The sequence below is a fragment of the Dyella halodurans genome, from assembly GCF_026283925.1.
In the GTDB taxonomy this organism is placed as follows: Bacteria; Pseudomonadota; Gammaproteobacteria; order Xanthomonadales; family Rhodanobacteraceae; genus Dyella; species Dyella halodurans.
This window is the reverse complement of record NZ_JAPDPF010000001.1, coordinates 699,761-721,149: the sequence shown is the minus strand read 5'-3', so window position 1 is coordinate 721,149 and position 21,389 is coordinate 699,761. Positions and strand designations below refer to the sequence as shown.

The 21,389-nt window shown below is 64.7% G+C and carries 22 protein-coding genes and 1 riboswitch; of the genes, 12 read left to right on the top strand and 10 right to left on the bottom strand.

Annotation, left to right across the window (positions count from 1 at the left end):
- Positions 1-5: 5 nt before the first annotated feature.
- The 4 genes from OUZ49_RS03190 to OUZ49_RS03175 all read right to left on the bottom strand — a co-directional run bounded on the left by OUZ49_RS03190 (position 6) and on the right by OUZ49_RS03175 (position 3,745).
- On the bottom strand, positions 6-740 hold the full coding sequence (locus tag OUZ49_RS03190; RefSeq protein WP_266148489.1) for a hypothetical protein: 735 nt from the start codon (positions 738-740) through the stop codon (positions 6-8).
- 156 nt (positions 741-896) lie between these two features.
- Positions 897-1,625: an RNA polymerase sigma factor gene (locus OUZ49_RS03185; protein ID WP_266148488.1), complete on the bottom strand. Its 729-nt coding sequence runs from the start codon at positions 1,623-1,625 to the stop codon at positions 897-899.
- Between the two features lie 303 nt (positions 1,626-1,928).
- Complete coding sequence (locus tag OUZ49_RS03180) at positions 1,929-3,041, bottom strand: glycosyltransferase family 4 protein (RefSeq protein WP_266148487.1); 1,113 nt, start codon at positions 3,039-3,041, stop codon at positions 1,929-1,931.
- On the bottom strand, positions 3,038-3,745 hold the full coding sequence (locus tag OUZ49_RS03175) for a polysaccharide deacetylase family protein (protein WP_266148645.1): 708 nt from the start codon (positions 3,743-3,745) through the stop codon (positions 3,038-3,040). Before OUZ49_RS03175 ends, OUZ49_RS03180 begins: the two co-directional genes overlap by 4 nt.
- A gap of 55 nt (positions 3,746-3,800) precedes the next feature.
- Here OUZ49_RS03175 and OUZ49_RS03170 point away from each other — a divergent pair, with 55 nt between their 5' ends.
- Both OUZ49_RS03170 and OUZ49_RS03165 read left to right on the top strand, forming a co-directional pair.
- On the top strand, positions 3,801-4,013 hold the full coding sequence (locus OUZ49_RS03170; RefSeq protein ID WP_266148486.1) for a hypothetical protein: 213 nt from the start codon (positions 3,801-3,803) through the stop codon (positions 4,011-4,013).
- 92 nt (positions 4,014-4,105) lie between these two features.
- Complete coding sequence (locus OUZ49_RS03165) at positions 4,106-4,693, top strand: hypothetical protein (protein ID WP_266148485.1); 588 nt, start codon at positions 4,106-4,108, stop codon at positions 4,691-4,693.
- A 141-nt stretch (positions 4,694-4,834) separates the two neighbouring features.
- Here OUZ49_RS03165 and OUZ49_RS03160 read toward each other — a convergent pair whose 3' ends face one another.
- A complete protein-coding gene (locus tag OUZ49_RS03160; protein WP_266148484.1) occupies positions 4,835-4,990 on the bottom strand; it encodes a hypothetical protein in 156 nt (51 codons plus the stop codon).
- Between the two features lie 355 nt (positions 4,991-5,345).
- Between OUZ49_RS03160 and OUZ49_RS03155 the strand changes: the two genes are divergently transcribed.
- Positions 5,346-6,020 (top strand): methyltransferase family protein, encoded by a 675-nt coding sequence (locus tag OUZ49_RS03155; protein ID WP_266148483.1) that lies wholly within the window; start codon positions 5,346-5,348, stop codon positions 6,018-6,020.
- Positions 6,021-6,140: 120 nt separating this feature from the next.
- On the opposite strand, the gene OUZ49_RS03150 is transcribed toward OUZ49_RS03155, so the two are convergent.
- Positions 6,141-6,797 carry a Vgb family protein gene (locus OUZ49_RS03150; protein WP_266148482.1) on the bottom strand — a complete coding sequence of 219 codons (657 nt, stop codon included), beginning with the start codon at positions 6,795-6,797 and terminating at the stop codon, positions 6,141-6,143.
- A 9-nt stretch (positions 6,798-6,806) separates the two neighbouring features.
- Complete coding sequence (locus OUZ49_RS03145; protein WP_266148481.1) at positions 6,807-8,027, bottom strand: helix-turn-helix domain-containing protein; 1,221 nt, start codon at positions 8,025-8,027, stop codon at positions 6,807-6,809.
- A 128-nt stretch (positions 8,028-8,155) separates the two neighbouring features.
- Between OUZ49_RS03145 and OUZ49_RS03140 the strand changes: the two genes are divergently transcribed.
- The 8 genes from OUZ49_RS03140 (at position 8,156) to OUZ49_RS03105 (ending at position 15,219) form a co-directional block, all read left to right on the top strand.
- A complete protein-coding gene (locus OUZ49_RS03140; RefSeq protein ID WP_266148480.1) occupies positions 8,156-8,971 on the top strand; it encodes a DUF899 domain-containing protein in 816 nt (271 codons plus the stop codon).
- Positions 8,968-9,804, top strand: coding sequence for a DUF2182 domain-containing protein (locus OUZ49_RS03135; protein ID WP_266148479.1), 837 nt, complete (start codon positions 8,968-8,970; stop codon positions 9,802-9,804). Before OUZ49_RS03140 ends, OUZ49_RS03135 begins: the two co-directional genes overlap by 4 nt.
- Positions 9,805-10,010: 206 nt before the next feature.
- A riboswitch (S-adenosyl-L-homocysteine riboswitch) is annotated at positions 10,011-10,084 on the top strand.
- A 14-nt stretch (positions 10,085-10,098) separates the two neighbouring features.
- A complete protein-coding gene (locus OUZ49_RS03130; RefSeq protein ID WP_266148478.1) occupies positions 10,099-10,971 on the top strand; it encodes an ATP-grasp domain-containing protein in 873 nt (290 codons plus the stop codon).
- A 225-nt stretch (positions 10,972-11,196) separates the two neighbouring features.
- A complete protein-coding gene (locus OUZ49_RS03125) occupies positions 11,197-12,039 on the top strand; it encodes a class I SAM-dependent methyltransferase (RefSeq protein ID WP_266148477.1) in 843 nt (280 codons plus the stop codon).
- Positions 12,040-12,317: 278 nt separating this feature from the next.
- The gene (locus OUZ49_RS03120) at positions 12,318-12,743 is read left to right on the top strand and encodes an RcnB family protein (protein WP_266148476.1); all 426 of its coding nucleotides are present in this window, start codon (positions 12,318-12,320) and stop codon (positions 12,741-12,743) included.
- Positions 12,744-12,984: 241 nt separating this feature from the next.
- Positions 12,985-13,494 (top strand): Spy/CpxP family protein refolding chaperone, encoded by a 510-nt coding sequence (locus OUZ49_RS03115; RefSeq protein ID WP_266148475.1) that lies wholly within the window; start codon positions 12,985-12,987, stop codon positions 13,492-13,494.
- Positions 13,495-13,547: 53 nt separating this feature from the next.
- Entirely contained in the window at positions 13,548-14,234 is a 687-nt protein-coding gene (locus OUZ49_RS03110; RefSeq protein WP_266148474.1) for a response regulator, read from the top strand.
- 4 nt (positions 14,235-14,238) lie between these two features.
- Positions 14,239-15,219: a sensor histidine kinase gene (locus OUZ49_RS03105; RefSeq protein ID WP_266148473.1), complete on the top strand. Its 981-nt coding sequence runs from the start codon at positions 14,239-14,241 to the stop codon at positions 15,217-15,219.
- Between the two features lie 227 nt (positions 15,220-15,446).
- Here the strand turns inward: OUZ49_RS03105 and OUZ49_RS03100 are convergent, their stop codons facing one another.
- From OUZ49_RS03100 to OUZ49_RS03090, 3 genes are all read right to left on the bottom strand, one after another.
- On the bottom strand, positions 15,447-18,917 hold the full coding sequence (locus OUZ49_RS03100) for a methylmalonyl-CoA mutase family protein (protein ID WP_266148472.1): 3,471 nt from the start codon (positions 18,915-18,917) through the stop codon (positions 15,447-15,449).
- Between the two features lie 408 nt (positions 18,918-19,325).
- On the bottom strand, positions 19,326-20,258 hold the full coding sequence (locus OUZ49_RS03095) for an alpha/beta hydrolase (protein WP_266148471.1): 933 nt from the start codon (positions 20,256-20,258) through the stop codon (positions 19,326-19,328).
- Entirely contained in the window at positions 20,255-20,878 is a 624-nt protein-coding gene (locus OUZ49_RS03090; protein ID WP_266148470.1) for a TetR/AcrR family transcriptional regulator, read from the bottom strand. The genes OUZ49_RS03095 and OUZ49_RS03090 overlap by 4 nt, the downstream gene beginning before the upstream one ends.
- A 175-nt stretch (positions 20,879-21,053) precedes the next feature.
- Here OUZ49_RS03090 and OUZ49_RS03085 point away from each other — a divergent pair, with 175 nt between their 5' ends.
- Positions 21,054-21,377: a hypothetical protein gene (locus OUZ49_RS03085; RefSeq protein ID WP_266148469.1), complete on the top strand. Its 324-nt coding sequence runs from the start codon at positions 21,054-21,056 to the stop codon at positions 21,375-21,377.
- Positions 21,378-21,389: the final 12 nt, after the last annotated feature.

The window sequence follows — 21,389 nt, the reverse complement described above, 5'->3', positions numbered from 1 at the left end:
CGTCCTCAAGGCCGCCGCGACAACAGCATCAGCAGGGTGCGTCGCTCGACCGCCAGTTCATCCGCATCCGCCACCGTCTCGGCGATCTCGGTGTCTACCAGCTCCCTGAAGCGCTGGCGTAGACGTTCGAGCGCGAGCGAAATAAGCAGTGGCCTCATGCCATGGGCGAAGGCCAGCATTTCGAGCCTGGCATGGGGCGGTTCCTTCGCCAGGTAGGGCTCAAGCGCCGAGAACAGGCGCTCGCGCCGGGTCTGGGCGGCTTCATCGGCCAGACGGTGATGGGCGCGGAGTATCAGCTCCCCGGCATAGGCGCGGCCAAAAGCATCGAGCGTACCGAGCTCCGCCTGCACCTCAGCGACAAAGCGCGCCTCGATGGCGACCACCTCTTCTTCCGCGTGATGCCCGTCGGGCAAGCCGGCGATGCCTGGGCCATGGGCGAGCGCATCGGCCAGAAAGGGGCGGAAGTTTCTTGGCGCCTGGTGAGTCGCTTCCTTCGCGGCAGCTCGCGCCAGGTCGCGTAGCAGGCTGTGCGCGGCCTGATAGGCTCGAGCCGGCTCCAAGCCCTCGCAACGCATCCATACGTAGGCAGGAAACATGCTGCGACCGCACAGCATGGGTACATCGATGCTGGACGTCGCCGCATCGGGCAGCTCTCCGCCGAGGATGAGCGACCATCGCGTGGTTGCCGTGTTTCTGGCGGCGACGTCTTGCTTGGTCGGTCCATCCGTCGGCTTGATCATTGGTCCAACACCCCACCCGCCGCGGCTGAAGCACCACTGCGCGCCACCGTGCGGAGGCATCGCATGGCGCCTGGACAAGAACGCATCGCACCACACCCCTGGCTCTCTCGGCGATGTGGCGCCTTACCTAGATGTAGGAGATTCCAGGGCAAGGGATTACACCCCGATGCTGGCGTGAGCTGGCGCACCCAGCGCCGCCTTCAGGTGCGCCATTTCAGCATCGGCGCAGGCGGGATCATCCACCGTTTCGTTCAGCACCATGCCGACCTGGGCGCGCAGCCGTCGTCGCAGGCGATGCACGGCGACAGCAATGGTGTTGGGGCGCATGCCCAGGCGTTCGGCAAGGTGCGCATAGTCGTCGCCTTGCGGATCCTCCACCAGAAACACTTTCAGTTCGCGGAACAGGCCGACCTTCCCCGCCCGTTGCGTCTCGCGCTCCAGGCGATCGATGGCCTGGTCGAGCACGGTGACCGCCCATACCCGATCAAATACCTCGTCCGGCGATTCACCATCGTCCGTGACATCGATGTGGCCATCGGCATCATCAAGCCCCAGTGACAAGTGGCTAGCCTGCCCTCCCCGCTTGAGTGCGTCGTCATGGGCGCGGGAGCTCGCCACGAAATGACGCAAGGCGGTCAGCAGATAGGCGCGGAAGCGACCGCGCGCGGGATCGGCCCGCGCATGAAAGTCCCGACCAAGGATGTCCGCATAGAACGACTGCGCCAGGTCTTCCGCATCGGCCGGTGCATAGCCGTGCCGACGGACATAGGCGACGACCGCCGGGCGATAGATGCGGCACAAGGACTCCAGCGCGTCGCGCGCCTCGGGACCACCGAAGCGCGTCTGCAGGATAAGGCTCCATCGCGTGGTGCGAAATGCGCTCATATGGCGAACACCTGGGTGCCCTGACACGACGCCCCGACTCGATGGCTATGCGCCCCTCGTCGGTGATTGCGAAGCTCGGAAACTCCCCTGGCGGGCCGCACCACCCGTCCGCTCCCTGGCGGCAGGGCTGCGACCCTTGCGCACACATACATCTGAAACGGTGAATGCGACGTCTATATCGGCCGCAAACCAAGGCGCGTCCAGCAAGCAAGGCCGCCCATCCTCACCCGGCTCGCAAGTGACCAAGGATGGGGCATTCGCCAAGGCCTCGTTGGCGTCGCGGCAGGCCGGCGCTGGATGGGCTCAGGCGTGGGCGTGATGACCGTGCGGTCGCGAGTGGTGCGGACGATTCAGCAAGGCCTCAAAGTCCCTCGCCACCGCAGCGTTGCCGAAATGCTCAATCGCAAACGCGCGCGCTGCCTGACCCATCGCATCGCGACGCGCCGGATCGCACAGACTGATGATCGCGTCGCGCCACGCGGCGACGTTGCCGGGCTCGATAAGAAAGCCGGTTACCTTGTCCTGCAAGGTTTCGGGAATGCCACCGATATTGCTGCCAAGCACCGGCGCCGCGCATGCCTGGGCCTCGATGGCAACGCGTCCGAAGGTCTCCGGCTCGACCGACGGAAACGCCAGGAACGACATCGTGTTGCAGTACCTCTCGGTATCCGCTACCCAACCGGTGAAGTGGTGACGTTGCGCATACCCGCTGCTCGCCGCCATCTCGTGCAGCATGTTCTCTTCGATGCCATTGCCAACCCACAGCACATGCAGCTTGTCGTTGACGGCCATGGCCTCGTTCGCCGCGCGCATCAGCGTGGTCACGCCCTTGCCGCCATGCATGCGGCCGACATAACCCAGCACGATGGCGTCATCGGCGATGCCCAGTTCACGACGCACGAGAGCGCGCAACTCGGGATCAGGCCGAAACTGCGCGGTGTCGACCGGGTTGTACGAGATGGACACCAGCTCGGGTGGCACGCCCCACGCGAGATAGGCATTGCGCGCATAGTTGGACACCGCGATGAAGCGCTGCGCCATGCGCGGAATCCCGTACTCGGAAAGCTTGCTCATGCGCGGCGTGCGGTGCCGGAACAAGGCGACCGGCGTGTGCGTAAGGCGCCCGCAGGCGATCAGCGGCCAATACTCCTTGCCGAAGTTGCCGACCAGCCAATCCGGCTTGAAGGCACGCACTCGCCTGAGCACGGTGGTATAGCCGCGCACGTCGTAGACGTTGCGAAACGCGCTGTAGTGAATGGGAATATGCGCGGCCTCAAAACCCTCGCCGATCAGGCCGCGCCGCGACACGACTCCCTCAACCGCGTGCCCTGCCTCCGACATGGCCTTGGCCAGCGTGACGAAATGGGTGGCGGCGCCGGTGTTCTCGGGGTTGGTGCCTACAAAAAGAAGTTTCATGCGCGTCGGTCTTCGTAACGAGTCAACATCCTGGCGGCCACCTGCGGAAGCAGATGGTGCCGGGCCACCTGAATGCGTGGCAGGCGCCAGAGATCGACGTCACTCCCGGAACTGGCGCGACCGCGATCGGTGGTGGTGGCAGCAACGAATCCGGACTGCCGGGCCACGGCGACGGCACGCTCGTCGTAGTCGCCGTAGGGATAGCAAAACTGCGTCACGGGCGCGCCAAGCTGCTGTTCGAGCTCCGTCCTGCAACCCTCGATTTCGTCGCGCTGCTGCTGGTCGTTGCACTGGCTGAGTCGCACGTGAGTGCGCGTGTGTGCACCCACCTCCATGCCCGCGGCATGCCATGCGCGCAGTTGTTGCGCCGTCATGATCGGCTTGCGTATGCCCAGCTTCTCGTCATCCCAGGAGTTGTAGTGGCCTAGCGCTCCGCTGACGACGTAGCAGGTGGCCGTGAAGTCATAGCGCTGCAGGATCGACGCAGCCGATTCGAGATTGTCCACATAGCCGTCGTCCAGCGTGATGACGAAGACGCGGCCTTCGCGTTCGCCTTGCAGGTAGGGCATCGCATCGGCCATCGACAGTCCGCGATAGCCCAGGCCTTTCAACATGCCCATTTGCCGCGCAAACGATGCCGGCGACACGTAAAGGCTGCGGTACACCCGCAAGCCTTCCGGCACCTGGGCGATGTTGTGATACATCAAAATGGGTATTTTCACGATCGGTCTTGATGACGACAGGTAACTGGGAGATCGGATGCCGCACTTGGCGCGCTGGGCACCGATGATCCGCTCATCTGCGATTAGCTTGCGCGAAGCTTGCGCGAAGCTGTCGGCAGTGAACGTATCGCGTGGAAAACGCGTCATTCACGCGGCAGTAACCATTGCAGCCAGTGACAAACAAAGCTCACCCAAGCTGTCCTTGGATAGCTGGGAAGTGAGTGATGATGACAAGTCCGTCTTTCATTGAGCTGACGAATTGGGCTTCCTGCCCAAAGGCCCTGGTGCCGGGAGCTGGGGCGGCGCGACCATAGGCGGACTCCTCCGCAGAAGGACCGTCCCATGAAAGGCTTTCGCGTTGTGTTTATGGCCGCGCTGGCGGCAAGCGTCATCGCATCGGCAAGCCTGCTCCACGCCTCGCAGGACACGCCCAAGACCGTGGTCGGCAAGCCCAACCTCGCCGGCCTGCACGACTTCGACTTCCTGGTCGGCAACTGGCGCGGCCACCATCGCAAGCTGAAGGAAAAGCTGGCCAACAGCCACGACTGGGAAGAGTTCGACGGCAGCCTCAGCATGCGCAAGCTGATGGATGGCTACGCCAATGTCGACGACAACGTGTTCAACACGCCCGAGGGCACCTACCGAGGCGTGGGCCTGCGCTCGTACGACACGAAGACCGGACAGTGGGCGATCTGGTGGCTGGATGGACGCGACCCGTTCGGCGAACTCGATCCGCCGGTGAAGGGGCACTTCGAGCACGGCATCGGCACGTTCTATTCCACCGACACGCTGCGCGGAAAACCCATCCGTGTCCGCTTTGTGTGGTCGAACATAACGCCCACGACCGCGCACTGGGAACAGGCCTACTCGGCTGACGACGGCAAGACCTGGGAGGTCAACTGGACCATGGACTTCACGCGGGAGCAGTAACCCGCTAGTACCGGCACTGTTTTTCCAGCAGCGGAGCTGGCCTTCCGAGCTGGCCATCCAAACCGGGCCGCCATCTGAAGGTGGACCGGTTTGGATGGCCAAACAGCAACTTCAACATACGTCCTTGCGGGAGGGGGCAGCTCAACCTTGCGCATTCGCTGCGACGGCAACAGCAACCTGGGTGGCCACGGCGCCCGGCGCATTCGCCTGCGACGTGATCATCGAACCAATCGTCAGCACGCAAACCAGCAGGCTGGCGGCAAACAGGCTTTTCAGCATCAGGGTCTCGAATTTCATGGCCGTTCTCCGTGATCGGGTTGGGAAGCTCTCACCAGGTATATGGCAAGGCCCGTGCCAAGCACCGGCAGCCTCGGAAAGCCGCATAACCAAGCCATTTCGCGCGTATCAGCCAACATCAGCGGATTGTCCGCGGACAAAGCAGGGGTTGTCCGGACAGCGCCCGGACAGCGGTTCAGGTGTCCGCCATGGATTGCCTGCAGACCTCGCCTTCAAGGCGACGACGGACTCGTGCGATGCGCTGTTGCACTCCACGGCTGCAAGTGGACGACGGACGCCGTATAGGCCCTGCGCACGGCGCTCGCCACGCACGTTTGGCACTAGACTCCGCCTGAGCTAGCCGGGAGTCCGCTTCATGGCCCAGAAGCTTTTCGGTCAGACCTTTCGCCTGCTCCTGCTGTGGAGCTTGCTGTTCCTTCCAGCCGGAACATGGGCGTGGCCCCAGGCGTGGATTTTTCTCGGAATTTTCGGCGGCTGCGGTTTCGCCATCGGCGTGTGGCTGCTGAAGACGAATCCCGATCTGCTGGCCGAAAGAATGAAATCGCCGCTCAGCCACGATCAGGCCCCGCGGGATCGGGCCGTGATCATCGCCATGGTGCTGTGTTTTTTCGCCTGGTTCGTGTTCATGGGGCTGGATGCACGGCGATTCGGCTGGTCGCATACGCCCATGTGGGCGCAGGTGCTCGGCGCGTTGCTCATCATCGGCGCCTTCTGCGGCTGGGCCCAGGTCCTGCGGACGAATCATTTCGCCTCGGTCATGATTCGCCTGCAAAAGGAACGCGCGCAGACTGTGATCTCCAACGGCCCGTACGCCGTAGTGCGCCATCCGATGTACAGCTACGCGCTGCTGTTGATGGTGGGCGCACCGCTGCTGCTGGGTTCGCTGTGGGGCCTGTTGTGGCTGGCCGTGTTCGTGCCGCTGCTGGCGCTGCGCATCTTCGGCGAAGAGGCGATGCTGATGGACGGCCTGGCCGGCTATCGCGACTACGCCGCCCAGGTCCGCTTTCGCCTGGTGCCTGGCGTGTGGTGACGAGCCGCACCGGTAACGCGTCCGCCTCCGTCGACGAGACTTCGTCCTGCTGCCGTCATCCTCACGGCTCTCAATAGCCGAAGGATGACTTGCAGTCACTCGTTCAAATCTTCCGCGGGGTTACTTGCGCCCTGCCGCGGACATCCGTTTGGGTCGGCGCACAGCCCTCAACTTCCCGCTCGCGCCCCCGCCGCAGAAGAACTGATCGCCGCCGTCGGACTCGAGCCCCGACACGCCGACGCCAGGTGGCATGGCGACTTTTTCCAGCACTTCTCCCGTATCAGGATCGATGCGCCTCAATTCACTCTCGTCACCTTCCCAAGTGCCGTGCCAAAGCTCGCCATCGACCCAGGTGACGCCGGTGACGAAACGGTTGGACTCGATCGTGCGCAGCGTCGCTCCGGTCTGGGGATCGATCTGATGGATCTTGCGCGCCCGGTACTGACCTACCCATAGCGATCCTTCGGCCCAGGCAAGCCCCGAGTCCGCGCCGCCACCGGGCGCCGGGATGGTGGCGAGGACACGGCCGGTGTTCGGGTCGATCTTCTGGATGCGATCCTCGGCGAGCTGGAACAGGTGCTCGCCATCGAAGGCCGTTCCGGCATGTGCCGCGACATCGATGGTACGCACCGTGCTCCCGCTGGCGGGGTCGATGGCGTTCAATTTGCCGCCCGACGCAAACCAGACGTGCTGGCCGTCAAACGACACACCATGGACGAAGTCGACACCCGGAAAGGGACCGTATTCACGAATGATGTCAGCGGCTGATTTGTTCATGCGTCCATCCTAGTCGCCCGGTAGCGGTGCGGGGAGTAACAAGATCGTCGTGAATCCCGGCACGGGCGGGGTCATCCAGCGACGCGCACGGCCCCGACCAAACGACTGCACCTTGCCAGCCACTGCCAGCGCATCGAGGATGCGCTGCACCGTACGCTGACTGATGCCCAGTGCAAGCGCCAGCGCCGAGCTCGACCACGACTCACCGTCGGCAAGAGACGCGAGCACCGCCGCATGCTGCTCTTCGACGAGCCAGGTCAGCACCACCACCTCGCGCGCGTGGCGTGGAGCGAGCGCATAGCCTCGCTGCGTGGCGCTGACATCGGCCTGCGCGTGCAGCAGCGTGCGCAGCCGGCCGATCTCAACGCGCAAGCGCGCACGGTGCGATTCATCGGGTCGCCTGGCCCTGAACGCCAGCGCGATGAGCGTGTCGCGCGGCACGTCGGCAGGCCACGCCTCGCCCAGCGCGCGCGCCAGCGCGAACAACACCGGGCGCCGCGCCAGCGAGACCACGGTGCCGGCGTCGCGCACAAGATAACGGCAGGCATCCACGACCAGCGCCTTCGACGCCCGCAACGCCTCTACCTCGTCGAGCAGGAGCTGGCGTTGCTCGCCGCCCGCCAGCAGGCGTGCCGCTGGCGTACTCAATAGCAGGGACGCGCTTTCGACTTCCGCCACGAGCGCGGGAATACCTGCATTGCGTGCCGCATGCGCAGCCTGGACCAGGGCGGCATGCGCGGTCTTCGTGTGCAGCCGCCGCATGGCGATCCCGGCGACAACCAATTCGTGGGCGGCTCTCAAGGCGGGCGGGAGCAAGCTCGGGTCGAACTCGGCGAGCGTGCGTTCGGCCTCGTCGAGACGCCCGATCAACAACAGGCGCCTGACGCCGAGATAGCGCGCATGCGCCGCGTTCACCCGATCGCCATGCGCTTCGAGCGTCGCCCGCGCCGCATCGAGCGCCTTGGCAGGCCAGCCGAGATCGCGCGAGACGAGTGCGATCTCGGCCTCGGCGACCACACATCGCGCGCGGGCCACGGCTTCCCTGGCACCGAAGGCGCGCGCTGCTCGTCGCACCAGCGCCTTGGCCCGCACGAAGTCGCCGAGCTGTGCCATCGCGATACCGCGCAGCGCAAGCGCAGCCGCATCGTCGCGCAAGGCGACCAGGTTCAGCGCGCCCAGCGGGTCACCCGCCGCGAGTGAACGCGCTGCCGCCGTGATCAGAGAGTCCATCGGAATCCCGCCACACTTGTCACTCCCACCCTCCGATACCCGCGCCTAATCTACCTCACGAGCACCCATCAGCACGTCGTAACGACGCGCTTGCGTGCGACCAGGCACACCTGACGGAGGACACGACGATGACCATGCACAAGACGGGAACACGTGAAGAATGGCTGGCGGCGCGACTCGACTTGCTCGAGGCGGAGAAAGCGCTGACGCGGCACAGCGACGAGCTGGCGCAGCGACGCCAGGAGCTGCCCTGGGTCCGGGTCGACAAGGCGTATCGCTTCGATACCGATAAAGGCATCGCCTCCCTGACCGACCTGTTCCAGGGACGCTCGCAGCTGCTCGTCTATCACTTCATGTTCGGACCGGACTACACCGCGGGATGCCCGTCCTGCTCGTCGATCGCGGACGGCTTCGACGGCTTCGCCGTGCACCTGGCGAACCACGACGTCACCCTGGCGGCCGTGTCGCGGGCATCGCTGGCCAAGCTCCAGGCCTACAAGCGCCGGATGGGTTGGACCTTCCCGTGGGCGTCCACGCGCGGTGGCGACTTCAACTTCGATTTCAACGTCGGCTTCACCGAGGAGCAACAGCAGAAGACCGGCATCGAATACAACTACCGTCGCGAAGCGGTGGCGCCGACTCAGGAGCCGCTCGCAGGGAAGACCGTACAAGAGTGGCAATTGCGCGGCGAGGAAGGACCCGTCGCCCAGATGGCGGCCATGACCGGCACCGACGTGGCCACCTATACGCGCGACCGGCCAGGCGTGAGCGCCTTCGTGCTCGACGATGGCGTCGTCTACCACACCTATTCCACCTATGCGCGCGGACTGGATGGCCTGTGGGGCATGTACCAGTGGCTTGACCGCGCACCGCTGGGGCGCAACGAGCAAGGTGTGTGGTGGCGCCGGCATGACGAATACGGCGAGCATCGAGCCGCGTCATGAACGCCGTCGACGTCAGCAGGGAACGACAAGCCTCGCGCGGCATCGCCTGCGCGCGAGCCTCCCAGCGCAATTTCATCGGCGGCTCAGCCCTGCTCTTTGCCGCCAGCGCCGTGCTGACCATCGGCCGCTGCCGATCCATGTCAGCGATGGGCGAGATGCCCATGCCTGGCGGCTGGAACCTGTCGATGACGTGGATGCGCATGCCTGGGCAGACCTGGCCAGGCGTCGCGGCGTCGTTCCTCGGCATGTGGATCATGATGATGGTGGCGATGATGCTGCCGTCCCTGGTGCCAGTGATTTGGTATTACCGCCAGGCGCTGGCCAGGCTGGGCCACGCGCGGTTGGGACGGCTAAGCGTCCTGCTGGGCACGGGATACTTTGTCGCATGGAGCGTGGTCGGCCTGGTCGCCTTTGCGCTGGGCGTCGCCTTGGCCGCCATCGCGATGCAGTGGCCAGTACTGGCGCGCGGCGCACCGATGGCGGCCAGCGTCGTGGTCCTGATCGCCGGCGCGCTGCAGTTCACGGCGTGGAAGGCGCATCACCTTGCTCACTGCCGGACGACGAAGGCATGCGGCGATTCGCTGGCGGCCGATGCGGCGACGGCCTGGCGGCATGGCCTGCATCTCGGCCTCCACTGCATCATCTGTTGTGCGGGCCTGACAGTGATCCTGCTGGTGGTCGGCGTGATGGACTGGCGTGCGATGGCGCTGGTGACGGCAATGATTACCGCCGAACGGCTGACACCCGACGGTAGGCGCGTGGCGCGAGTCATCGGAGCGGTTGTCGTCGCCGCCGGCCTGTTCCTGTTGACGCGCGCGGTCGGGCTCGCATGACGACTCGGCATGCGAGCCTGAGTGGTTCTGCGCAGCGTAGGCAACGGCCATGCCGGGCGTCACCCAAGGCGATATCTCGCTGGCTATCGTGCGCCTGCTGGAGACACGAGTCGTTCAAGATTGACGGGTAGCAACCGCTCGGACAGACTATCCATGCATTGATATCTGATGCTTCCGACTGCGCGCACGCTGGTCGTCGCGCGGCCCATGCCGAGGGGTGCTGCGACGGAGTCAATCCGCCACGCTCGGCTGGGATCTCTGACAAGGGCGCCCTCCACGACAGGAGGTTTCGCCATGTCCGCTTCCCCCATCCATCGACTCGCCATTGCCACGTCCGTGATCATTCCGGACATACATCCCGACGACGCTCATCTCGCGGCAACGCTCCAAAGCCTGGGCATCGAACCGACCGCCTGCGTCTGGAACGACCCCGAGGTGGACTGGTCGCCATTCGACGCGGTGCTGATCCGTACGACCTGGGACTACTTCAAGCACTACCCAGCCTTCAGGCGATGGCTGGATCAGCTGCCGGTGCCGACCATCAACAACAAGGCACTGCTGCGCTGGAACAGCGACAAGCGCTATCTGCTGGAACTGGCGACGCAGGGCGTCGAGATCATTCCCACCCAGATGGTGCCGGCCAGCCAGTTGCTGCCAACGCTGGCAGCCATGCCGGCGCGGCAAGTCGTGGTCAAGCCGACCGTCAGTGGCACGGCCCGCCACACCGCTCGCGGCAACAGCGATGACGCAATGGTCAGGCAGATTGTCGCCCAGCTCCCGGCGGAGTTCGATTACCTGGTGCAGCCGTTCGTGCCCGAGGTCGTAAGCGATGGGGAGTGGTCGCTGCTGTTCTTCGATGGCGAATTCAGCCACGCGGTGATCAAGCGGCCGGCCACGGGCGACTACCGCGTGCAGAGCGAATTCGGCGGCACCACGCAGGCGATCGAGCCCGATGCAGCGCTGGTCGCCAGCGCCAAGCGAGTCCTGGCAGCAGCGGCAGCGCTAGGCCATGCCGATGCCGCCTATGCACGCGTGGACGGCGTGATCGTGCAGGGCCGTTTCCTGCTGATGGAGCTGGAAATGATCGAACCTTGCCTACATTTCGAGGGTCGCCAGGAAGCGGCCGAGCGCTTTGCGCAAAACCTGCGCAAGCGCCTGGCGGCCTGACCTCGTCGCACGGCGCCGGCACTACCCGCCACCTCGGTGGCGGGGACGCTGCCCGTCGAAGCTGGTCTTTGCGCCCTTGCGGGCGCACCGATATCCTTCGACGGTGCGCGTTCGCCCAATACGTGCCACTCGCGCCAGCCCATTCGCGGGGCAATGCCCGCCGAGCCCGTTTCGATCCCGCTGACACGGATAGCGGCGCACGCTCACTCCAGGAGATTACCCGTCTTGTCGCATTATTCCGGCCCCCTGCTCACGCGCCCCATCGGCGAGACCCTGCTCGCTGCGCGCGACGCCAGCGCGGGCGTATGGACCGGCTCGCTGGACCTGGGCCGCTCACAAGGCAGCGCGGTCTTGCAGACGGATGCGTGGGAATGGAAAGGCCAGCGCTACACCTATCCGCACAAGCTGAAAGACCGCACGATTTATTACTGGGACGGCGACGAGTTTGCGCCGGTATCGCGATTTTCCGGCTCGCTTATCAAGCTGGTGCCCACCGAATGGGGCGCACCCACCTTCGAGATCGACGGCATCAAGATGCTGCCCACGTCGAAGGAATCGCCGTTCGAGGACGCGCGCCGCAAGGTGGCCTTGGTCGAGCCGCGCGGCAAGGTGCTGCTGGATACCTGTGGCGGCCTGGGCTACTTCGCGGCCTGCTGTCTGGAAGCCGGCGTGGCGAGTATCCAGTCGTTCGAGAAGAACCCTGACGTGTTGTGGCTGCGCACGCTCAACCCGTGGTCACCGGATCCGGACGAGCCTGCCCATGGTGGCCGCCTGCGGCTCGCCCACGCCGACGTATCGCAGGCGATCACGCAAGTAGCCAACGGCTCGGTGGACGCCCTGCTACACGATCCACCGCGCTTCGGCATTGCCGGCGAGCTCTACTCACAGGTGTTCTACGACCAGCTCGCGCGCGTGCTCCGCCGCGGCGGACGCCTGTTCCACTACACCGGCAGCCCCAACAAGCTCACCAGCGACCGCGATGTCCCGCGCGAAGTGGCGAAGCGCCTGGAGAAAGCGGGCTTCAAGGCGCAGCTGGCACTGGATGGGGTGCTGGCGCAACGGCGCTGAGGTCTGCGCTTTTGTGCGCTCCATCGCAAAATCGACCCGGCTTGCTCGAACCCGGCTTCCGGCGGGAAATCGCTGGCTGAACGGGTCCATTACTATTTACGAGCCAGGCGCGAGTTTGTGCTGTTGCGGGCTGCCAGTTGTGCCATCGTTGCCACATTCGCAGCACCCGACCGGACCTTGCCCTCGAGCTTGGCGCGTCGTCTTTGTAGGGTGGCAGTGTTTTTCTTGAGATGGCGGATGCGTTCATCCGCCTTGGTCACTTTGACTCTGGAGGATTGATGAAGCGCTTGTTTATCTACGTCGTGACGGCCGCCCTGCTTGCTGGCAGTGCAGCTACGTATGCGTCCCCGCAGGACGATGGTCGCTACCATGACCAACACCACGATGATGATCGCGATCATCACGACCGCGACGATCGCGACGATCATGGCCATGATCGCGACGATCACGGCCACGACCGCGACTACCGGGACGAGGGGCACCACGACAACGGTGAACACAAGGGTTGGGAAAAGCAGGCCTATCGACGTGGCGAGCGCATGCCCGATCGTTATTACTCGCACGAGTATTACGTCACCGATTACGAGCGTTATCACGTCCGCCGCCCCGATCCGGGCTATCGCTGGGTGCGTAGCGACGATGGCCAGCTCGTGCTGACGGCGATCGCCACCGGCCTCATTGTCGATATTGCCCTGACGCATTAATTCCAGCGCGTCCTGAAGCTGAGGCCGGATCATACGGCCGGGATCGCGGCTCTCGACAGACGAAGCCCGCCTCTCACCGAGGCGGGCTTTGTCGTTTGGACGACTGCTGTGACTCCATGGGAAGCGCGGCGCCTCCGTCGCCCAGCCTTCTTCATAAAACTTTACAAAGCCGAAAAACGCCATTTACCAGCGCGCAGCACATTGCATCCGGAGCATGTGCTTCGTCGACAGAAGATTCACCATGAACACTCTTATTCCGGAAAGTGCACGCCGTTCGAATGGCGCTGCCGCTAAATCGTGGGCACTCGCGTTGCTGGCAGCGGCCGCCCTCAGCCTGGGCATCAGCGCCCTTGGCCAGACATCGCCGGCAGGCACCACGCCACCCGACCACCCGCACGCCGGCATGGCGCCAGGCCACTCCGCCGAGGCCATGAGCCAGCACCTGTACAGCACGCTCAACGTCACGGATGCGCAAAAAGCCAAGCTCGACCCGCTGATGAAGCAGACCGCCACCGATTTCGGTGACTTCCACGCGCAACTGGGCGCCGGGCACGACGAAATCATGACCCTGCTCACCGCGAACACCGTCGATCGCTCGGCACTCGAGCGCATGCGCGCCGCCAAAATCCGCGAGATGGACGTGGTCTCCAAGCGGCTCGTCGACCACCTGGCCGATGTAGCCGAGGCCCTGACGCCGGCGCAGCGCAAGCAGGCGCGCGATGCCATGGCCCAGCATCACGCCGAGCATTGAGCCGGTGAGCGGCCTCGCGTTTGCGCCCGGGAGCTCCTACAGTGCCAGGCCATATGGCTGAGCACTTGCTGCTGGTGGAAGACGACGCCCGTCTGGCGGAGATGCTCCAGGACTACCTGGGCCAGGCGGGCTTTCGCGTGACGGCAGCGGCCTCGGGCGCCGATGCGTTGCAGCGCCTGGCCACGGCACACTATCAGGCCATGGTGCTGGACCTGATGCTGCCCGACATGGACGGGCTCGATGTGTGTCGCCGCGTGCGCAGCCGCTCCGACCTGCCCGTGCTGATGCTGACCGCACGCGGCGAACCGATGGATCGCATCGTGGGTCTGGAGCTAGGGGCCGACGACTACCTGCCCAAGCCGTTCGAGCCCAGGGAACTGCTGGCCCGGCTCCGCTCGATCATGCGGCGGCGCGGCGGCGCGGCGCCGGAGCAGCTGCTGCGCTTCGGGCGCCTGGAAATCGATCGCGATGCGCGTGCCCTCTATGTCGACGGTGAGCTGCGCAGCCTCACCTCGTATCAGTTCGCCCTGCTGGTGGCGCTGGCCACGCACAGTGGGCGCGTGCTGTCGCGCGACAGCTTGATGGACCTGCTGAAGGGCGAGCACATCGAAGCGTTCGACCGTTCCATCGACGTGCATATCTCGCGTATTCGCGCGCTGATCGAGGATGACCCCAAGCGGCCTCGACGCATCATCACCGTGCGCGGCGCGGGTTATGTCTTTGCCCGGGCGCAGGACTGACGGCGTGCGCCTGTATATCCGCTTCTATCTCGCCCTGCTCGGCAGCCTGGTGGCCTTCGCACTGATTGCGGGCGCGGCATGGCACCTCAGTATCGCCGCAGGCATGCGCATGCCTGCGGGCCATTCTATGCTCGCCGTCATGCTGGTCTTCCTCATGCTCGCGCTCGCGATAGGCGCTGGCGCCTTTCCCATCGTGCGGCGCCTTTCGCGCCGGCTGGAACGACTGCAGCAGGGGGTCGAAGCGCTCGGAGCAGGTGATTTATCGGTCCGCGTGGCGGTGGAAGGCGAGGACGAGGTGGCCAGGCTCGCACTCAGCTTCAATCAGGCCAGCGAACGCATCGAGAAACTGGTCAGCGCACACAAGACCCTGCTCGCCAACGCGTCGCACGAACTGCGCACGCCACTGGCGCGTATCCGCATGGCCGCCGAACTGATGAAGGGCACCATCGACCCTCAGCGGCGCGCCGGACTGGATCAGGACATCGACGAACTGGATGCGCTGATCGACGAGATCCTGCTCGCCAGTCGACTCGATGCGATTTCGGATGGGCAGGTGAGCGAAGAGATCGACGTGCTGGCCCTGGCCGCAGAAGAAGCAGCCCGCTTCGACGACGTCGTGCTTTCCGGCGACCCGGTGGGCGTGCGCGGCGATCCGCGCCTGTTACGCCGGCTGATCCGCAACCTGCTGGAGAACGCGCAGCGACACGGCAAGCCGCCGATCGAGCTGCGGGTGTCCGAAGCCCAGCGCCTGGCGACCATCGAAGTGCGCGACGCCGGCGAACTACTTGAAGGCGGCGACGTCGATCGCTTGTTCGAGCCGTTCTATCGCCGCCCGGGAACCACCTATGGCGTAGGCGCCGGTTTGGGCTTGTCCCTGGTTCGCCAGATTGCGGAGCACCATGGCGGCACGGCGCGTTGCGTTTCGACCCGTGAGGCCGGCAATTGCTTTGTGGTGGCCTTGCCGCTGTCGCGCCCGGCGGCTTGAGGGCGAATCGGGGCGAATTGCTCTCTACCTCCCCTCACCGTCATCCCAGCGAAAGCTGGGATCCAGCGACTTGGACTTGGTGACCGTGGAGCGGAGCCTTAAAGGCACTGGATCCCCGCCTTCGCGGGGATGACGGGTAGGAGTGGACATGGCAAGTACCTGCCGGTCGCGGAGGCTTTGAGCCGGATCCCAGTGAGGCGCCATCCATGGATGGCGCCTCACGGCCATCACATATTGCGACGGTACTCACCACCCACGTCGTACAGCGCGTGGCTGATCTGGCCGAGCGAGTTGTACTTCACCGCTTCCATCAGCTGCTCGAACACGTTCTTCCGGTCGCGTGCGGTGTTCTGCAGGATCTTCAGGCTGTCCGGCGCCATGCCGTTGCGGGCCTTGCCGAAGGCCAGCACGTTGTCGATCTGCTGGCCTTTCTCGCCTTCGGTCGAACGGATCAGTTCGATCTCGGTGGCGATCTCGCCGCCGTGGTCCTTGGGCAGGAAGGTGTTCACGCCGATCAGCGGCAGGCTGCCGTCGTGCTTCTTGTGCTCATAGAACATCGACTCTTCCTGGATCTTGCCGCGCTGGTACATGGTGTCCATCGCGCCAAGCACGCCACCGCGCTCGCTGATCGCGTCGAACTCCTTGTACACGGCTTCCTCGACGATGTCGGTGAGCGCATCAACGATGTAGCTGCCCTGCCAGGGATTCTCGTTGAAGTTGAGGCCCAGTTCCTTGTTGATGATCATCTGGATCGCCACGGCGCGGCGCACGCTTTCCTCGGTCGGCGTGGTGATGGCTTCGTCGTACGCATTCGTGTGCAGGCTGTTGCAGTTGTCGAACAGCGCGTACAAGGCCTGCAAGGTGGTACGGATGTCGTTGAACTGGATCTCCTGCGCGTGCAACGAACGGCCGGAAGTCTGGATGTGGTACTTCATCATCTGGCTGCGTGCGCTGGCGCCGTAGCGCTCACGCATGGCGCGCGCCCAGATGCGGCGGGCCACGCGGCCAATCACGGTGTATTCCGGGTCCATGCCGTTGGAGAAGAAGAACGACAGGTTCGGCGCGAAGTCGTCGATGTTCATCCCGCGCGCGAGGTAGTACTCGACGATGGTGAAGCCGTTGCTCAAGGTAAAGGCGAGCTGGCTGATCGGGTTCGCGCCGGCTTCGGCGATGTGATAGCCAGAGATGGAGACCGAGTAGAAATTGCGTACCTTGTGGTCGACGAAGTACTGCTGGATGTCGCCCATCATGCGCAGTGCGAATTCCGTCGAGAAGATGCAGGTGTTCTGCGCCTGGTCTTCCTTCAGGATGTCCGCCTGCACGGTGCCGCGCACGCTCTGCAGGGTCTCCTGCTTGATGCGCGCATAGGTCTCGGCATCCACCAGCTGGTTGCCGGTGACGCCAAGCAGGCCGAGGCCGAGGCCGTCATTGCCCTTGGGCAGCTCGCCGGAATACGCCGGACGCTGGCCGTGAGGGTACAGCTCGGTGATGTGCTTCTCGGCCGCAGCCCAACGGGTGGGATCGGCCTTGAGGTATTTCTCCACGTTCTGGTCGATCGCGGTGTTCATGAACATCGCCAGGATGATCGGCGCCGGACCGTTGATGGTCATCGACACCGAACTGGTTGGCGCGCTGAGATCGAAGCCGGAGTACAGCTTCTTCATATCGTCGAGCGAGGCGATGTTGACGCCGGAGTTGCCGATCTTGCCGTAGATGTCCGGACGCGGTGCCGGGTCTTCGCCATACAGCGTGACCGAGTCGAACGCGGTGGACAGGCGCGTGGCCGCACCGCCCTGGCTCAGGTAATGGAAGCGGCGATTGGTGCGCTCGGGCGTGCCCTCGCCTGCGAACATGCGGGTGGGATCTTCGCCGGTACGCCGGTACGGATACACGCCACCGGTGTACGGGTAGTGGCCGGGCAGGTTCTCGCGCATCAGGAAGCGCAACAGGTCGCCCCAGTCCTTGGTCCTGGGCGGCGATACCTTCGGCACCTTCTGGTAGCTGAGCGATACGCGGTAATTCTCCACCCGGATCACCTTGTCGCGCACCTTGTACTCGTTGACCTCGTCGGTCACCGACTTGTAGCGCGCGGGCCACTCGTGCAGCAGGTGGATGGCTTCGTGGCTGAGTTCCTTCAGCGCCTCGTTATAGCGTTGGCGCAAGGTCAGCAGGGTGCGGTCGGCGCCCTCCTCGTGCAGCACGGCGGACTCGTAGCGAGCCAGGGCGCGTGGCAGCTTGTCGTCGCCCAGATCCTTCAGCGACTCGTAGTAATGCTGCGCCTTGCTGGCGAACTCGGCTTCGTGCTCGATTTCCTTGTTGATGCCACGGCCCTGCTCGGCGATCTCGGCGAGATAGCGCACGCGGCTGCCGGGAATCAGCACGGTGGCGCGCGGCTCCTTCAAGGTGGTGTCGAGCTTCGGCGTCCACTTCTCGGCCGGCAGGCTGAGCTTCTCGCGCAGCAGGCGGCACAGGTTGGAGAACATCCAGGTGACGCCCGGATCGTTGAACTGGCTGGCGATGGTCGGGAAGACCGGCACCTGCTCGTCGGTGAGCTTGAACGCAGTGCGGTTGCGCTTCCACTGCTTGCGCACGTCGCGCAAGGCGTCTTCAGCGCCGCGCTTGTCGAACTTGTTGAGCACCACCAGCTCGGCGAAGTCGAGCATGTCGATCTTCTCGAGCTGGCTGGCCGCGCCGTAGTCGCTGGTCATCACATAGGTGGGGAAATCCACCAGGTCGACGATTTCCGAATCGCTCTGGCCGATGCCCGCGGTTTCCACGATGATCAGGTCGTACGGCTGCGCCTTGAGGAAATCGATGCAGTCGTGCAGCACCGCGCTGGTGGCGGCATGCTGGCGGCGCGTGGCCATGGAGCGCATGTAGACGCGATGGCTGCGCAGCGAATTCATGCGAATGCGATCGCCCAGCAAGGCGCCGCCGCTGCGGCGACGCGTGGGGTCCACTGCGAGCACGGCGATGCGCATATGCGGGAACGCGTGCAGGAAGCGCAGCAGCAGTTCGTCCACCACCGACGACTTGCCCGCGCCACCGGTACCGGTCACGCCGAGCACCGGCGTCTGCTTGCCGGCCATCTTCCACTGCTTGCGCAGGTGCTCCAGCTCCGCTTCCGGCAACTCACTTTCCTCGATCGCGGAGAGCATGTGGCCGATGGAAATCTCGTCGTCGATGTCGACCAGCGGCACCACCGTGGTGGCCTGCTCCAGCTTGGCACGCTGGGTCGCCGCCGCACGCGTGCGCTGCATGACGTCTTCGATCATCTCGGTGAGACCGAGCTTCATGCCGTCGTTCGGGTGGTAGATGCGCTCCACGCCATAGGCCTGCAGCTCGCGGATCTCCTCCGGCGTAATGGTGCCGCCACCGCCGCCAAACACGCGGATATGCGCGGCGCCGTGCTCCTTCAGCATGTCGACCATGTACTTGAAGTACTCGACATGGCCGCCCTGGTAGGACGACAGCGCGATGGCGTCGGCGTCTTCCTGCAGTGCGGCGCGCACCACGTCTTCCACCGAGCGGTTATGCCCGAGATGGATCACCTCGGCGCCTTGCGACTGGATGATGCGACGCATGATGTTGATGGCCGCGTCGTGGCCGTCGAACAGGCTGGCTGCCGTGACGAAGCGCAGTGGGCGGGTCTCCGCCTGGGCGGCGCTGACGGGAACGTGCTGGGCGGGGGAACTCATGGGGACTCCGGGACTGCAGTGCGACGTATCCGCCGATTTTAGTAGATGGTTACGTTCGGAACATGTTGCGGCGCGGGGTGTTGCCCCCTTCTTTCCGCGGAGACCCTGATTTTCAACGGTTTTGAGCTGCGTTGCAGCGCGCAAAGGGGGGGGCCATCCGCGAGGGTATCGATGTCGAGGGTGTCTGGACTTTCCCACCGTCATCCCCGCGAAAGCGGGGATCCAGTGCCTTTGCCGTCAATCGAATCTAAAAGCTTAAAGACGCTGGATCCCCGCTTTCGCGGGGATGACGGCGAGGTGAGGGGGTGACGGCGAGGTGAGCGGATGACGGTGAGGTGGCGGGGTGACGGTGAGGCGACGGGATGACGATCGCTCGGCGACGCAAGAGCGGGCGTCGAGCCAAACGGCTCAGCTATCACCAAACGGCAAATTCGGCGACGACACCACGCGCTCACCCACCACTTCGCCACGCAAGAACGCCAGCGAGGCCTCGATCACTTCCGGCGCGTCAAGCACGTCGCGGTGGCCCAGCCCCTGCGTGGTGAGCAGGCGCGCGCCGCGCCAGTAGCGTGCGTAGCGCTCGCCTTCGGCCCAGGGCACGTCGTGGTCATCCATGTCGTGCACGATCAAGGCCGGCTGGCCCAGCGCAGGCAAATGACGATGCACCTGCAGGTCATGGATGTTGACGCCGGACATCATCTCCAGGCGATCGTGCAGGCGCCCATTGAGATGCCCGCCGAGATGAACAAAGCGGGTGAAGCGGCGCGTGGCATCCACCGGATCCGCCGCGGGCGCGATCAGGATGAGCTTCTGCGCATGCCATGCCTCGCCTTGCGCCAGCGTGGCCGCGGTGCCACCCAGCGAATGGGCGATGGTCAGCGCGGCGTCGCCAAAGTGCTTGCCGACCTCGCGCACGGTGTCGATGAAATCCGGTAGCGAGCAATAGCGCCCGCTGCTCTTGCCATGGCCTGGCTGGTCGAACGCCACCACGGCATAACCCAGTGCCCGCAACGACTTCACCCACGGCAAATAGCGCAAGCCGAAACTGGACCACCCGTGCACCAGCAAGGCATACGGCTGGCGCCTGGGATCGCCCCAGACATAGGTGGCAATGCGCTGGCCGACGATATCCAGCTCAACATAAGCCATGTCCGCATCGGGCTGCGCATGCTGTGCGCGCGTCCGACTGCTGCTGAACGGCGTGACGAAAAGCTGCGCCGCGCGCTTCACCGCACGCGCAGGTGCGAGCCGGCTGCCAAGGGCGAAGCCGGCGCGCACGGCCTTGAGCTTGAGCGCGTCGGCGCCGTGATGACGTTTGGCGGCGGTAGTGGTACGAGTCATGGCGCGGCCCTCCGGTCAGGGGCAGGACGGTAACTGACAAGCAAACGCTCGAAGCCAGCCTGCGTGTGCTGTCGGGCTTGTTCAAATCCGAACAGGCCCGCGTCGTGATGCAGGCCCAGGATGAGTGCGTAGATTTCGAAGGCGAGTTGGGCCGGGTCGGTGTCCTCGCTCAACTCGCCATTCTCCTTGGCATGGTTGATCGCGCGGCACATTTCCTGGCGCCAGCCGGATTGCTGGCGAGTGACGGCGTCGTGCAGCGGACCTTCGCGACCGTCGTATTCGCTGACCGCCGTGAGCAGGACACAACCACTCGCGTACTCGCACGACCAATCGATCCAGTGGGACACGATCGCGCGCAAGCGTGGCAGGCCTCGCGGCAACTTCAGCGCGGGCCACTTCACCCGCTGCAGGAAGCGCAACTGCCCTGCTTCCAGCACGGCCAGCTGCAAATCTTCGCGTGAGCCGAAATGGGCGAACACGCCGCTCTTGGACATGCCCACGCCTTGGGCCAACGAGCCGATGGACAGGCCTTCCAGCCCCTCTCGACGGGCCAGCTCATAGGCATGCTCAAGAATCAGTTCGCGGGTGGCGGCACGCTTGGTGGTCGGGATAGCGCTCATAGCGCGAATAAATAGCACGACCGTTCGTTCTTTTTCAAGCGAAGTTTCATGAACAGCCGCCGACATTCAGCCTGCGCGAACCTGAACAAGGCAGCTAAATCCGGTCAACACGGAGTGAATGCGCTCGTTTTCCGCCCTAAAGCCGCGCGGTGCGGCGACCACAAGGAGACCGTCCATGCTGCGCACTACCCGCCAACTCGCCCTGCTCGCTGCCCTGGGTATCGCCAGCGCGGCTGCGGCCTACGCTCCGACGGCAGCGGCGGGTGTCGCCGTGGACATCGGGATCAACGTGGCTCCCCCGGCGCCGCAATACGAAGTGATTCCGCCGCCGCGCGCGGGCTTTGTCTGGGCTCCCGGCTATTGGCGCTGGGAAGGTCAGCGTCATGTGTGGATCGGCGGCAACTGGATGCCGGTCCGCCCGGGCTACGTCTATCACCAGGCCCGCTGGGAACGTCATCACGACGGCTGGCATCTGCACCAGGGTTACTGGGGACGCTGAGCAAGCAATAAG

What these genes read in the sequence shown, in the direction of transcription:
- OUZ49_RS03140 (WP_266148480.1), top strand. Translation starts at nt 8,156, where the DNA reads ATGACCATGCACAAGACGGGAACACGTGAAGAATGGCTGGCGGCGCGA.
- OUZ49_RS03095 (WP_266148471.1), bottom strand. Translation starts at nt 20,258, where the DNA reads ATGACTCGTACCACTACCGCCGCCAAACGTCATCACGGCGCCGACGCG.
- OUZ49_RS03145 (WP_266148481.1), bottom strand. Translation starts at nt 8,027, where the DNA reads ATGGACTCTCTGATCACGGCGGCAGCGCGTTCACTCGCGGCGGGTGAC.
- OUZ49_RS03190 (WP_266148489.1), bottom strand. Translation starts at nt 740, where the DNA reads ATGATCAAGCCGACGGATGGACCGACCAAGCAAGACGTCGCCGCCAGA.
- OUZ49_RS03165 (WP_266148485.1), top strand. Translation starts at nt 4,106, where the DNA reads ATGAAAGGCTTTCGCGTTGTGTTTATGGCCGCGCTGGCGGCAAGCGTC.
- OUZ49_RS03150 (WP_266148482.1), bottom strand. Translation starts at nt 6,797, where the DNA reads ATGAACAAATCAGCCGCTGACATCATTCGTGAATACGGTCCCTTTCCG.
- OUZ49_RS03160 (WP_266148484.1), bottom strand. Translation starts at nt 4,990, where the DNA reads ATGAAATTCGAGACCCTGATGCTGAAAAGCCTGTTTGCCGCCAGCCTG.
- OUZ49_RS03155 (WP_266148483.1), top strand. Translation starts at nt 5,346, where the DNA reads ATGGCCCAGAAGCTTTTCGGTCAGACCTTTCGCCTGCTCCTGCTGTGG.
- OUZ49_RS03135 (WP_266148479.1), top strand. Translation starts at nt 8,968, where the DNA reads ATGAACGCCGTCGACGTCAGCAGGGAACGACAAGCCTCGCGCGGCATC.
- OUZ49_RS03130 (WP_266148478.1), top strand. Translation starts at nt 10,099, where the DNA reads ATGTCCGCTTCCCCCATCCATCGACTCGCCATTGCCACGTCCGTGATC.
- OUZ49_RS03085 (WP_266148469.1), top strand. Translation starts at nt 21,054, where the DNA reads ATGCTGCGCACTACCCGCCAACTCGCCCTGCTCGCTGCCCTGGGTATC.
- OUZ49_RS03090 (WP_266148470.1), bottom strand. Translation starts at nt 20,878, where the DNA reads ATGAGCGCTATCCCGACCACCAAGCGTGCCGCCACCCGCGAACTGATT.
- OUZ49_RS03180 (WP_266148487.1), bottom strand. Translation starts at nt 3,041, where the DNA reads ATGAAACTTCTTTTTGTAGGCACCAACCCCGAGAACACCGGCGCCGCC.
- OUZ49_RS03175 (WP_266148645.1), bottom strand. Translation starts at nt 3,745, where the DNA reads ATGTATCACAACATCGCCCAGGTGCCGGAAGGCTTGCGGGTGTACCGC.
- OUZ49_RS03100 (WP_266148472.1), bottom strand. Translation starts at nt 18,917, where the DNA reads ATGAGTTCCCCCGCCCAGCACGTTCCCGTCAGCGCCGCCCAGGCGGAG.
- OUZ49_RS03115 (WP_266148475.1), top strand. Translation starts at nt 12,985, where the DNA reads ATGAACACTCTTATTCCGGAAAGTGCACGCCGTTCGAATGGCGCTGCC.
- OUZ49_RS03110 (WP_266148474.1), top strand. Translation starts at nt 13,548, where the DNA reads ATGGCTGAGCACTTGCTGCTGGTGGAAGACGACGCCCGTCTGGCGGAG.
- OUZ49_RS03170 (WP_266148486.1), top strand. Translation starts at nt 3,801, where the DNA reads ATGCCGCACTTGGCGCGCTGGGCACCGATGATCCGCTCATCTGCGATT.
- OUZ49_RS03120 (WP_266148476.1), top strand. Translation starts at nt 12,318, where the DNA reads ATGAAGCGCTTGTTTATCTACGTCGTGACGGCCGCCCTGCTTGCTGGC.
- OUZ49_RS03185 (WP_266148488.1), bottom strand. Translation starts at nt 1,625, where the DNA reads ATGAGCGCATTTCGCACCACGCGATGGAGCCTTATCCTGCAGACGCGC.